10 protein-coding genes are annotated in these 12706 nt (G+C 37.6%); 4 read left to right on the top strand and 6 right to left on the bottom strand.

Annotated features, from left to right (window positions below; all coding sequences use genetic code 11):
• Positions 1 to 131: 131 nt before the first annotated feature.
• A complete protein-coding gene (locus FEE42_RS11250) occupies positions 132 to 1580 on the top strand; it encodes an FGGY-family carbohydrate kinase (protein WP_164028626.1) in 1449 nt (482 codons plus the stop codon).
• 234 nt (positions 1581 to 1814) lie between these two features.
• Here FEE42_RS11250 and FEE42_RS11245 read toward each other — a convergent pair whose 3' ends face one another.
• The gene (locus FEE42_RS11245) at positions 1815 to 2543 is read right to left on the bottom strand and encodes a leucine-rich repeat domain-containing protein (protein ID WP_164028624.1); all 729 of its coding nucleotides are present in this window, start codon (positions 2541 to 2543) and stop codon (positions 1815 to 1817) included.
• Positions 2544 to 3190: 647 nt separating this feature from the next.
• Between FEE42_RS11245 and FEE42_RS11240 the strand changes: the two genes are divergently transcribed.
• Positions 3191 to 3592, top strand: coding sequence for a helix-turn-helix domain-containing protein (locus FEE42_RS11240; protein WP_059367358.1), 402 nt, complete (start codon positions 3191 to 3193; stop codon positions 3590 to 3592).
• Between the two features lie 287 nt (positions 3593 to 3879).
• On the opposite strand, the gene FEE42_RS11235 is transcribed toward FEE42_RS11240, so the two are convergent.
• From FEE42_RS11235 to FEE42_RS11215, 5 genes are all read right to left on the bottom strand, one after another.
• Entirely contained in the window at positions 3880 to 4413 is a 534-nt protein-coding gene (locus FEE42_RS11235) for a YadA family autotransporter adhesin (RefSeq protein ID WP_164028622.1), read from the bottom strand.
• A gap of 240 nt (positions 4414 to 4653) precedes the next feature.
• Positions 4654 to 6180: a hypothetical protein gene (locus FEE42_RS11230; RefSeq protein ID WP_164028620.1), complete on the bottom strand. Its 1527-nt coding sequence runs from the start codon at positions 6178 to 6180 to the stop codon at positions 4654 to 4656.
• A 63-nt stretch (positions 6181 to 6243) separates the two neighbouring features.
• Positions 6244 to 7188: a carbamate kinase gene (arcC, locus tag FEE42_RS11225; RefSeq protein ID WP_135968781.1), complete on the bottom strand. Its 945-nt coding sequence runs from the start codon at positions 7186 to 7188 to the stop codon at positions 6244 to 6246.
• 71 nt (positions 7189 to 7259) lie between these two features.
• Positions 7260 to 8264: an ornithine carbamoyltransferase gene (locus FEE42_RS11220; protein WP_164028618.1), complete on the bottom strand. Its 1005-nt coding sequence runs from the start codon at positions 8262 to 8264 to the stop codon at positions 7260 to 7262.
• Between the two features lie 154 nt (positions 8265 to 8418).
• Positions 8419 to 8832 (bottom strand): helix-turn-helix domain-containing protein, encoded by a 414-nt coding sequence (locus FEE42_RS11215; RefSeq protein WP_164028616.1) that lies wholly within the window; start codon positions 8830 to 8832, stop codon positions 8419 to 8421.
• Positions 8833 to 8963: 131 nt separating this feature from the next.
• On the opposite strand from FEE42_RS11215, the gene FEE42_RS11210 reads away from it, so the two are divergent.
• Together FEE42_RS11210 and FEE42_RS11205 are read left to right on the top strand one after the other, a co-directional pair.
• A complete protein-coding gene (locus FEE42_RS11210; RefSeq protein ID WP_164028614.1) occupies positions 8964 to 11081 on the top strand; it encodes a factor H binding protein domain-containing protein in 2118 nt (705 codons plus the stop codon).
• A 186-nt stretch (positions 11082 to 11267) separates the two neighbouring features.
• Entirely contained in the window at positions 11268 to 12692 is a 1425-nt protein-coding gene (locus FEE42_RS11205) for a surface lipoprotein assembly modifier (protein ID WP_164028613.1), read from the top strand.
• Positions 12693 to 12706: the final 14 nt, after the last annotated feature.

The raw sequence follows: 12706 nt of genomic DNA, 5'->3' as shown, positions 1-12706 counted from the left end.
ATTTTTTTACTCATTCCTCAAATTGAGGGAATATGACTTCAAACTGTGCCTTTTGGGAGTAACCCAAAACGTTGTTTATCACTTCAAGTAACAGCTTATACAGACTAACTATTGAATAATAAGGAATTGGCATGAATTATTATCTTGGCATCGATTGTGGGGGAACCTTTATTAAAGCGGCATTATTTGATCAACAGGGTAATATGTCCGCTTGCATACGTAAAAATATTGAGATCATCAGTGAAAAAGCAGGCTATGCAGAACGGGATATGCCACAATTATGGCTAACTTGTGCCGAAGTCATACAACAAACAATAAGAGAAAGTCAGGTTAATCCAAAACAAATTAAAGGGATCGGTATTTCCGCCCAAGGAAAAGGCGCGTTTTTATTAGATAAACAAAAAAAACCGCTTGGTAGAGCAATCCTATCTTCCGATCAACGCTCACTAAATATTGTGCGTCAATGGCAACAAGAAAGGATACCGGAAAAACTCTACCCGATCACCCGACAAACTTTATGGACCGGACATCCTGTTTCCATTTTACGTTGGATAAAAGAAAATGAGCCTGAACGCTATACGAAAATCGGTTCAATATTGATGTCGCACGATTATCTTCGTTTTTGTTTAACCGGTGAGTTACATTGTGAAGAAACCAATATTTCCGAATCCAATTTATATAATATGGAAAGCGGTAAATATGAAAATGAACTTGCGGAAATCCTTGGACTATCCGACATTCTTGAAAAGATGCCACCGATTATCGCACCAAATCAAGTAGCAGGTTATGTGACTTCTGAAGCGGCCGAATTATCAGGTTTAATAGAAGGTACACCGGTAGTAGGCGGATTATTTGATGTAATTTCGACCGCTCTTTGTGCCGGCTTGGATGATGAGAAAAAACTGAATGTAGTTTTAGGAACTTGGTCGGTAGTCAGCGGGGTCACGGATCATATTGATCGGAACCAAACTATTCCCTTTGTTTATGGGCGTTATGCGGAAAAAGGAAAATTTCTGGTGCACGAAGCCAGCCCAACATCCGCCGGAAATCTAGAGTGGTTTATCAAACACTGGAAACTAGATTATAACCAAATTAATAAAGGCATCGCACAATTACCGCCTGCCTCAAGCACCATATTATTTGTTCCTTTCCTGTATGGCTCCAATGCCGGATTGGGAATGCAGGCAGGATTTTACGGCATACAATCTCATCATACTCAAATACATCTGATACAAGCAGTTTACGAAGGAGTACTATTCAGCCTAATGCACCATCTAACCCGAATGCTACATCGCTTTCCTGATGTCAATATTCTTAGAGTAACCGGCGGACCAACAAAATCGACTGTATGGCTACAAATGCTTGCTGATTTGACTGGAATGACACTGGAAATTCCTACAACGGAAGAAACCGGTTGTTTAGGCGTGGCACTAATGGCAATGCAAAGTGCGGTCGAAAACCCAATTAAATTAACCGACAGCATGCGGAAAATTTATCCAAGTTCCGATAACTATCAAGCATATCAGAAGAAATATGCTAAGTATGTTTGTCTGGTCGAGGCATTAAAAACATTACATTAATTTGTGTTAACGCAAAAAATACTAACCATAAAAATACATAAACTAAGGATTTATAAAAAAGCGTTACTGAAAAATATAGGTTAGGTTGAATGGTTAATGATCAGATAAAATACACCGAGCAGATACAATAAAACCATCAAAAAATCTCAAGTAGCCGGTGATTTATCGGCTACGCAGCCACCAAATAATCTGCTTCGCTCATTATAATTCCTCTTCACCCTGACAATAAAAGGCTTAATTTTCATTGCTAAAATATATCTTACAATTTGGCAATTTAGATTGTAACCAGTTAATATCCTGTTGGCACAGTGGATTTTCATTAAGGCTTAGTACTCTTAATTGGGTTAAGTGGGTTAACGAGCTAATATTGCTGACTTTATTTCTATCGAGGTAAAGCATGGTTAATTGAGAAAGCTGAGCGAGAGGGGATATATCGCTGATTTCGTTAAAGTCTAGGCTAAGCACTTTTAATTGGTTCAAGTGAGCTAAGGAAGTAATATCACTAATTTTGTTGTCCATAAGGCTAAGCTTGGCTAATTGACTGAGCCGAGCAAGTGCGGATATATCTCTGATTTTATTAGATTCAAGGCTAAGCTCTTGCAAATTTATTAAGTGAATTAAAGGGGCAATATTACTGATTTTATTTCTATCAAGATAAAGCTTAGTCAATCGACAAAGCCGGGCAAGAGAGGATATGTCACTGATTTTGTTATAACGAAGACTAAACTCAGTAAGTTGGAATAATTGAGTTAAATTCTCCTTTTTATCCTGATTAAACTTATCAACATCAAGTTCTAATATTTCTAAAAAATTTTCTTGAAACTCCTTTGATAAACTATTCCACCATTGCAGCTTTTCATTATGATTTTCTCCTGCTGCAAGTGATTCATTAACAATATTAAGTCTTTTACCAAGAGTTTTGACAAAATGTGTTTTGAGAGAAAAAATCCATTTATTACTCATTTTATTCTCCATTTATATTTTACAAACACTATTAATTAAAAAGATTAACTTGTTCATTTAAGTCAATAATAATTTCAATACCATCCAATTAAAACACCCTCTATTAATTCTTTATCTAAATTTCAAACCACATCAATTTTTACAAAAAATTTTAAATTAACTCACAACTTCTTTACAACACAATATAAAATCAGTTTTTATCCCGATCCACAATATTTATATTATATTATATAATAAATTGAATAAATTCATCTGTACTTGTGTATGCTTACACTATTATTTTACTCTTGAAATAATGAACAGCGCAAATCAAAATCTTGATAGTTATTTAGTCTATTAAATACTATTAATATGAAATTATATTTCTCAGATATAGCCTAAACTCACTACTTTTCTAAACTTTTTTACCTCTTCATCACTTCCTGATTGTAACGTACAAACATTCTCGTAACATCCATCATCTTTAACTATTTTCAGTTAACGCATCATTTGTTTGCAATCCTGCGCTTTCCAAAAAGAAAGTTGCCAATTTTAGAAACCAACAATAGTGTTAATCCCTTAGCAAACATTTGTTATATTGTTATATTCTACGTTCTATCATTCTATGTTACAATGAACAAAAAGTTCTAGAAAGAAAGGAATTAAAAATGAACATTAATGAAAAAATTCGTTTATATCGAGAAGAACATAAACTTTCTCAGGAAGAAATGGCAGATAAATTAAGTATGTCAACAAGAGGCTATGCCAAAATTGAACGAGGAGAGACCCGTGTAAATTTTGAAAGACTAGAACAAATTCTCGGTATATTTAATATTGATATTTATGAATTGTTAAATTATGGCGAGAAAGGTAAAGTTTATATTAGTACAGGCGATAATAATAGCAATACTAATTCAAATATATTTTTAGGTGGAAACGACAATACAGAAAAATTAACTTTAATGCTGTCTCATAAAGACGAAATCATTAAATATAAAGATGATATTATTCAAGCACAACAAAAAGAAATTACATTATTAAGAAATTTAATAGAAGACGCTAAAGAGTAAAGCTAATTTTTATATATTTCATTAGGATAGTAAAACGTTAATTGAATCGAGAATAAAGTAGATACTTGGTAGGCGTTGCACACAACGTTTTTCGGTCAATATTCCAGTAGCTATTCAAACAATCATGAAAACAGTATAGCCTATAAATTTTAACAGATAAAATTCAAACGCCCTTTAATAATTTAAAGGGCGTTTTTTTGTTTGGTTAAAATTTGTGATTTACTTTTCATAAAGGGGAATTATTTGCATAGAGCGAGTTTTATAGATTTGCAAATAATTCCACCGACTTATATTTTTAACCGCACTTTACTGGCACTTCCACCGATTTTGATAACAACCCGACCATTATCCGTTACTCTTGAATAACCAACTGCAATCGCCGAAGCACTGCGATAAGTACCACCGCCGACACTCACAATAGATTCACCGGCACGATAAGATTGTGGTAATAAGCTCATAGCTACCGCTGATGCGATACCGCCACGTAGGCGACGATCTACCCGATTAATACGGTTGTGAACCTCGCCCATATTGAGTGATAGTTGTTTATTAAAGTAACCTAAGTTTACCGCATCGTGAGTATCTTTCGGAGCAGCAACATTGGTAACACGCACAGGTTTATCCGAACCGCTGTTTAATCTGACTACATCGGTATGACGTTGAACATCTTTGCCGGTTTGTGAATCAACATAAACTAACGGTCCGGTCATTTGTAATTGGGTTAGCGCTTGGCTGAGCGATTTCTTGCTTTCATCACCGTAAATATCAAAGTTGCCTTCAATATCGGAATTGCCTAAGTCAATTTTCGCATCATCCGCCAATGTTAGAGATTTGTTTATCGTTACCTCATGTAAAACGGTTGAACCTGTTACATTACGATTTCCTTCAACTATCGAGTCGCCTTTCGTCGTACTATTTCAGTTGACGACTATATCTTTACCGATACTCACATTACCATTAATTGTCGTATCTCCCTCAACGGTTGAGTTGCCTTTCACCACGCTATCACCGTTGACCGTCGAATTGCCCTCAACAACAGAATTTCCTTTGGTTGTGCTATTTCAGTTTACCGTCAAATCTTTGACAATCGTTGCATTATTCGTAACGCTCAAGTCTTTAGTGGTGGTTGTGCCATTATTTGCCGTCGCATTCGCGTTATTCGCCGTTGTGTTGGCATTATTTGCCGCATTTACAGCAGTATTCGTAGTATTTGTAATGTTACTGATAGCGTCGTCTAATTGTCCTTTATTAACTGCATCGGTTTTATCTGTACCTGTAGCAACACCACTAATTCTATTACTGCCAGTATTTATTGAAGAACCGCTAACAAAGGTAACAGTTTTACTGGATACGCCTAGAGAGACATCACTATTAGCAGAAAATTGTTGATTTACGTTAGCTGCTTGTAGATTGGATGTACCGCTGACGGTTAAATTTTTACCGCTAATTTGTTCTTTTGCAGTCAAATTATTTGTGGTTACATCAGTAAATGTCGGGTTATCAACAGTGTTGATTATGATAACACTACCATCACGAGAAACATTAACATTTTTTCCCGATTTAATATCAATATAGCCATTTCGTTTAATTGCCGTGCCCGCGTCACTATTGGCTTTTAATGTAAAACTTGAATTATTTAGCGCATTATTAATTGCGTCATAAACCGTTTTTGCCGTAGTTAAACCACTTGTACCGGATACACTCGTGACACCTTTATTATCAGTTGAAATATCTTGAGTCACCACATTCACTTTAACCGCTGCACTGTTACTGCCATCGGTAACAGAAGCTGTCGTATAATTGCCGTTAGCAAAATCGACTTGACCATTATTATTAATACGAGATTTTGGAGAATCATTCTCTTTAATATTAAAACAGGAATGAGTCATTACCGCATAAAGTTGACTACCGATTACCGCATCTGTTAAATCTTGGTTAACACGCCCTGCGGCAACATTAACAATTTGGCGTTTGTGATTTCTATTACCGATAGATAACACGCTTCCTACCGTTTGTGCCGTAACATTAGCTGTCCTTGCTGTATTTGAATCATAATTAAATTTGAGATCTTCAACAGAATTAGTGCCATTCGCAGCAGATCCACTACCTAATGCTATGGAATATGTATTATTATCTGCAACTGTTGCCCCTATCGCCGTCGTCCATTGCGCGCTTGCGCTTGCTTTAGAAGAACGCCCTAAGGCTGTGGAAAAACTGCTTGCGTTTGAGTCTGAACCAATCACCGTAGCACCTTCACCGCTGGTTGCGGCACTTGAACCGATAGTAACCCCGTGTTTGCTTTGGGTGGGGGCCGCAAAACCGATAGCAATACCGCCCCGTGCATTTTCATCTTGTCCGGTGTTACCGACTTTTGAGGCAGTACCAATGACAATAGCACCGAGTGCCCACGCTCTAGAGCTATTATATGCCGGATTAGTACTATTTCGCCCTATAGCGGTTGCATTATTATCTCCCTTAGCATCACCACCTGCAATACTCGTCTCCTCTCCGGTTTTCCAAGCAATCGTTCCTGAATTACCACCAGGCGAAGAGCTAACAGAAAATGCGTTTGGTACAACCGCCATCATTTGAAAAGCTTTCTAAAAAGTGCGGTCAAAAATAGGGATGTTTTCATCCCCGTTTTTCTTAATTTAGTAAAATTCCACGCCCTCAATAGAGCGAGTAACACGCGTACCGGCATCACCTTTAACAATAAGTTCAATATCATTTAATGAACCAATGACGGCCTCTTTACCGGTGGCATTAACAAAGTTGATCACTGCTTTCACTTTCGGACCCATCGAGCCAGCCGCAAATTCAGCAGCAAGCATTTCTAAAGCCTGTGGGTTAACTTTAGCAATTCGTTTTTGATCCGGTTTATTGAAATTCACATAAGCCGCAGGCACATCGGTAGCGATAATAAATAAATCCGCCTCTAATTGTTGAGAAATAACAGCAGAGCATAAATCTTTATCCACCACAGCTTCAACGCCTTGTAATTCCCCTTGGTCGTTATAATAACTTGGAATTCCACCGCCACCACCGCAAATAACAATATTACGATTGGCTAATAAAGCTTTTACAGAATCAATTCCCGTGACAGCTTTTGGTAAGGGACTTGGTACTGCACGACGATAATATTGCCCATCAACCATGATCGTCCAATCTTTCTCTGACGCTAATTTTTCCGCTTCCTCTTTGGTATAAACTTGCCCGATGGGCTTACTTGGTGTTTCAAATGCCGGATCCTTTGGATCAACAATGACTTGATTTAATACTGTGATAGTTGGGGTTTGCGGCAATAAATTGATTAATTCTTGTTGCAACATATAACCGATCATCCCAACCGTTTGAGAAACAAGCACATCCAACGGATAAGGCTCAATTTTAGTGTCTTGCGCATAATACGCCGCATGCTGTAATGCTAACAGCCCGACCTGTGGCCCATTGCCATGGGAAATCACTAATTCATTTTCTTGTTTAATTTTTGCCAATTGTTCTGCCGCAATACGAATATTCGCAGACTGATTTTGAGCCGTCATCGGCTCCCCTCTTTTTAATAAGGCATTTCCACCCAATGCAACCACAATTCTCATTTTACTTCCCTTGTTAATTTATAAAAAAATAGCATCGTTAATTTAATATTTACGATGCTATCTATAATTTACTATGCCAAGCTTGCCACCATCACAGCTTTAATCGTGTGCATTCGATTTTCGGCTTGCTCAAATGCCACATTTGCCGGTGACTCAAATACTTCCTCCGTCACCTCAATACCATTTGCCAACTGAGGGTATTTTTCTGCAATTTCTTTCCCCATCTTGGTTTCGCTATTATGGAATGCCGGTAAACAGTGCATAAATTTGACTTTCGGATTGCCGGTACGTTTCATTAATTCCGGTGTGACTTGATAAGGCATTAACATATCAATACGTTCAGCCCAAGTTTCGAGAGGCTCTCCCATTGAAACCCATACATCCGTATGCACAAAATCAACGCCTTTAACCACCGTATCAATATCTTCGGTAACGGTAATTCTTGCACCGGATCGCTCTGCAAACTCTTGACACATTTTCACTAACGACGCTTCCGGTAATAAGGCTTTCGGTGCACAGATACGCACGTCCATACCTAGTTTTGCACCAATTAACAATAAGGAATTCCCCATATTATTACGTGCATCGCCAATGTACACATAGCTGATTTGGCTTAATGGTTTCTCACAATTTTCAATCATTGTTAAAACATCGGCAAACATTTGGGTCGGATGAAATTCATCGGTTAAACCGTTAAATACCGGCACACCCGAGTATTGCGCAAGTTCATTGACAACTGATTGTTTAAACCCACGATATTCAATGGCATCATACATTCTGCCTAATACCCGCGCGGTGTCTTTCATTGATTCTTTATGCCCGATTTGTGAAGAATCCGGATCAATATAAGTCACGTGTGCACCTTGATCATAAGCTGCCACTTCAAAAGCGCATCGCGTGCGAGTTGACGTTTTCTCAAAAATAAGCGCAATATTTTTACCGGTTAAACGAGGTCGTTCAGTTCCCGCATATTTTGCTCTTTTTAAATCTCTCGCCAAATCCAATAAGAATCGAATTTCACGCTCAGTATGATTTACTAAACTCAGTAAATGTCTATTTTTAAGATTAAACGCCATAGTTGCTCCCTTTTTCTCGTGTGTTGATAAAAAATCGGCAAATTTTAGCAAAGCAAACGTTTGCGTTCAAGAACAAAAAAGCAACAAAAGGAGGAAAATAACAGAAAAGTGCGATCAAAATTTAAGGAATTTTAACCGCACTTTAGGGGAGATTTTAATTTTGCAATTTTCGCAATAACGCCAGTTCGCGTTCTAAGCCGTTAATAATTTTATCTTTTTGTGCAAGTAATTCGTCTTTATGGGTGAGCATTAATTGTAATTGTTGAATGGCTTTTTCTAAATTATCGTTGCCGACTGCGAATAAGAAATGATTAGAATTATTTGAATTTGTAGAACCACTTGAGGAATTATTAAAATAAACTTTCTCGTTTTCCCCAAAAGCCAACAATTCACAAATATCCATCTCAAAGACTTCTGAAATTTGTTCCAAACGGGGTAAAGTCGAACGCACTTCGCCCCGCTCAATTTTGGCATACCCCGTTACCGACATTCCTAATTTCTCCGCCATATTTTCCTGAGATAGTTGGTGCTGTTCACGTAATTGACGGATTTTTTCATTAATTTTCATCGTTTAGTCTCACAAAATGAAAGTACCTTATTAAGGTAACTGAGTGTAACTGTTGGTTAATTGTACACAAATTAATACAAAATTATAATTTTTTTGGTTTTTTAATCATACTACTATTTAAGGATACCAAAATGAAACTAAAAAATCTCTCAGTTGCAACCGCACTTTTATTGGCATTAACCGGATGTGGGAGTAGTGGTGGGAATGATAATCGCCCAGCCACACCGAATAACGAAATCAAAAATAATCAAGCCACTCAACAGCAAAGCGAATTAGATCGCTTGAAAGCGCAACTTGCGCAAGCACAAAGCGAAAAACAATCTACCGAAGAAAAATTAAAACAGTCAGAACAGCTTTCTACGCAAGATTTAAATAAAGCAAAACAAGATTTAGCTCAAGCCGAACAACGCTTAAAAGAGGCACAAAAAGCCTCACAAGATGAACAAACCAAAACACAGCAGGCTACTGAAAAAGCAAAAGAAAATTTAGCCAAAGAAATGGCAGCAAAAGAAAAAGCTGTGAAAGAATTAGAAGCCAAACTAGCAAATGACAAAATTTTAAACCGTAATGAAGTTCTAAAATTTGCCTTGCAAAGCGGTTTACCACAAGGTTGGGCAAACGAACTCGCCGATGATTTACAAAACAAATCCAAAGCAGAAGTAGCTGATGAAGTATTAAATGCACATAAAACCATCACATTACGCCAACTTGCGCGTAATTATGGTTTGAATAATCAGGACGCTCGTCAATTTGCCCGAGAAAATAAAAATAGCACACTTGATGAAGCTGAAACCTTGTTAGAAAGCCGTCGTGATGAAATTCAGCAAAAAAGACAACTACTGATTAATGAAATTTTTGCATTAGCAAAAGAGAAAGGTTTGCCAGAGTGGGAAGCCCATAATTTTGCCTATGATAGAAATCATACGGATAAAGAAAGTGCGGTAGAAGATCTCAATAATTATGTTACTGAAAAAGCTGAACGAGAAACCAAAATCAATGAATTAATCGACCTTGCTAAAGAAAAAGGATTGGAAGATTGGGAAGCTCAAAATTTTGCTAATCAAAATATAGATAACGATAAATCTAGTGCATTAGAAACCCTCAATCAACTAGCTGCTGAAAAAGAAAAAGAGCGGTTACAGGCACGAAAAGAAGAGCAAATACGTGAATTAGCTGAAAACTACAAAAATACTTATTTCCCTAATGTTCATCACTTTAATACTTGGGAGTTTGCTCAAAAAAATAAAGATAAATCCCTTGAAGAAGCTAAAACGGAGCTTGAACAGTACAAAACAAATCGTGAGAAGATTACAGAATTAGCAAAAATCCTCACCGAATTAGGTTATGATATTGAACAATTTATTGATCAAAATACTCTTGTTTCTTTGGAAGAAGCTCAAATCAATTTAGATAAAAAAGTTGATGAAGTGATAATAAATTTCAAAGGTACTAGAGATAAACCACTAGGATTCTTAACAAAGCAAGATCATTCTATTAAAAACGAACCAATTATTGAAAATGATCGGGAAGTCGCCAATAAAACAGTGACAACTTATGCTGATATTTATAACCAAAAATATTCCGTCGTTACAGGTGACTATAACAAAACCGTAGAGCCATATACCGAAATAGAATATTACTATGAGGAAGGCGATGATAGAAATTCCACACCTTTCCGTTCTCGTAAGGTTTCTAAAACTAGAACAATCGAAACCTATACTGTAGATGACGGTTCTTATCCAGGTCATACAAATGGTTTTAAAACACCGGTTGATAAATTCCCTTCAGAAGGAAGAGCAACCTATACCGGCGTTGCATTTGATGCAAAGAAACAAGGTGAACTCTCTTATACGGTGGATTTTGCTGAGAGAAAAGGTTCAGGAAAAATTACAGGGTTGGATCATATTGGTGATATTACTTTGCAAGAAGCTGAAATTTACAAATCAGCAAGTCATAATAGTATGAGAGTTAAAGGCAATGCCATTGCTGATGCGTGGGTCGATGAAGGTGGTGTAACAGGTGAATATGCGGCTAATTTCTTTGGTCCAAATGCAGAAGAAATCGCAGGTAAAGCATCTTTATCACAAGGGACATATAAATGGATTGAAGGCTCTTCTGAGCCAATGCCACTAGATAGATATATAAGAGATGTTACAATTGAAAGAATAAATGATTCTTCTCAAGATGGTAGCCCTCGCGGTAATATTGACATTGGCTTCGGTGGCACGCGCGGTGAAATCCAAAAATAATCTTTAACCTTTAACAAAATGCCGTTTAAAACAATTTAAATTTAAACGGCATTCTTTTGTTCCGTTATATAGCACGACACAAACATTTTGTTGATCTGTAGGGACACACTGCGTGTGTCCGTTATAAAATCAAATTATTTCAATATGTTATAAGCGGACACACGCAGTGTGTCCCTACTATTTATTATGAAAAAACTGACTTATTTTTTACTGGTTTTCCCCCTTATTTCTCAAGCTGAAACCATTCATACACCTAAACCAATTTTCTTTGAAGAAACAAATGTGCCGAAAACCGAGAAGCCTCAGCTAAAAACACCGCCAAAATCCACCGCACTTTCCACGCCCCAAATTGCATTGAATGAAAGGGATTCAGTGCAAACAAAACTAGAAAAGTTGATTAACTATGGCGTGGTAAATCAACAATGGGGATTATTAAAACGATTATTACCGATCTATCAAGAACAAGCCCATTATGATGCTACCCTTTACCGCTACGCTAAAGGGGCAATGTTACGTGCCGAACGCCAATATCCTGAAGCGATTTCCCTTTATCAACAGATCGTGAATGAAAATCCGGCATTGGCTTATCCACGCTTTGATTTGGGTGTAATGCTCTTTGAAAACAAACAATATCGCCAAGCAAAAGCAGAAATTGAGCGAGCAATACCTGATTTATCCCCAACAATGAAAGGCTTAACCCAACGTTATTTACAAGAAATGGAAAAACACCAAAACTGGCAAGTGGATACCGAATTGCAATACACTCAAACGGACAATGTGAATAATGCCTCCGCTCAACAAGATATTATACTTGGCGGTCTTCGCTTCCGAAAAGACGAGGAATCTTTACCACAAAAAGCGCACGGTTTTCGTTATGGCTTGGGGCTAAATCGTGAAATCAATATCGGCGGCAATCATTTTGTCGCCGTTACCAGCAATTTCAGCGGTGTACATTATTGGGATAATCAAGAATATAGCGAAAAATCCTTATATGCCGCATTAGGCTATCGCCATCGTTCCGCCTTGCAATCTTGGGGTATTATGCCGTTTTTTGAGCAAAACTGGTTAGGTACGCCACGTTACAGCAAGAACTATGGCATCGTGGCAAATTTTCATCGAGAACTGACCGCACTTTGGACGCTTTCAGGCACGCTTTCCCATACACAAAAACGCTACGCCGAAACCAATGTGGCACGCCGACATAATGGTTACATTAACGGTGCAACCCTTTCATTCAGTTATCAAGCTAAACTGAATTGGTTGATATTTGGTGGTATTGAAGGGAGCCTCGATCAAAGTAAAGATAAAGCGGAATCTTCACTCCGCCGAGGGCTTAATATCGGCACAATATGGCAAATCAAGGATTTTGCGATGCGTTTAAGCGGACGCTATGTAAAACGTGATTTTCGAGCGGAAAATTTTTATTTCCCGACGAAAAAACGGCAAGACAAGGAATATAGCATTAATGTAGCGGTTTGGCATAACCAGTTGCAATGGAGAGGGTTTATCCCGAAATTGAATTACCGTTATCGCAAGATTGATAGCAATATTCCTGAATTTTACTCACGCCAAAGTGCCGAATGGTTTGTTTCGGTAGAAAAAGATTTTTAGAAGAAAGAACGAAA

This window comes from Rodentibacter caecimuris (assembly GCF_010587025.1).
GTDB lineage: Bacteria > Pseudomonadota > Gammaproteobacteria > Enterobacterales > Pasteurellaceae > Rodentibacter > Rodentibacter caecimuris.
Note: the sequence above shows the minus strand (reverse complement) of the source record. Positions and strands in the feature narration are given on the sequence as shown.

What these genes read in the sequence shown, in the direction of transcription:
- FEE42_RS11240 (WP_059367358.1), top strand. Translation starts at nt 3,191, where the DNA reads ATGAACATTAATGAAAAAATTCGTTTATATCGAGAAGAACATAAACTT.
- arcC (WP_135968781.1), bottom strand. Translation starts at nt 7,188, where the DNA reads ATGAGAATTGTGGTTGCATTGGGTGGAAATGCCTTATTAAAAAGAGGG.
- FEE42_RS11210 (WP_164028614.1), top strand. Translation starts at nt 8,964, where the DNA reads ATGAAACTAAAAAATCTCTCAGTTGCAACCGCACTTTTATTGGCATTA.
- FEE42_RS11230 (WP_164028620.1), bottom strand. Translation starts at nt 6,180, where the DNA reads ATGATGGCGGTTGTACCAAACGCATTTTCTGTTAGCTCTTCGCCTGGT.
- FEE42_RS11220 (WP_164028618.1), bottom strand. Translation starts at nt 8,264, where the DNA reads ATGGCGTTTAATCTTAAAAATAGACATTTACTGAGTTTAGTAAATCAT.
- FEE42_RS11245 (WP_164028624.1), bottom strand. Translation starts at nt 2,543, where the DNA reads ATGAGTAATAAATGGATTTTTTCTCTCAAAACACATTTTGTCAAAACT.
- FEE42_RS11250 (WP_164028626.1), top strand. Translation starts at nt 132, where the DNA reads ATGAATTATTATCTTGGCATCGATTGTGGGGGAACCTTTATTAAAGCG.
- FEE42_RS11215 (WP_164028616.1), bottom strand. Translation starts at nt 8,832, where the DNA reads ATGAAAATTAATGAAAAAATCCGTCAATTACGTGAACAGCACCAACTA.
- FEE42_RS11205 (WP_164028613.1), top strand. Translation starts at nt 11,268, where the DNA reads ATGAAAAAACTGACTTATTTTTTACTGGTTTTCCCCCTTATTTCTCAA.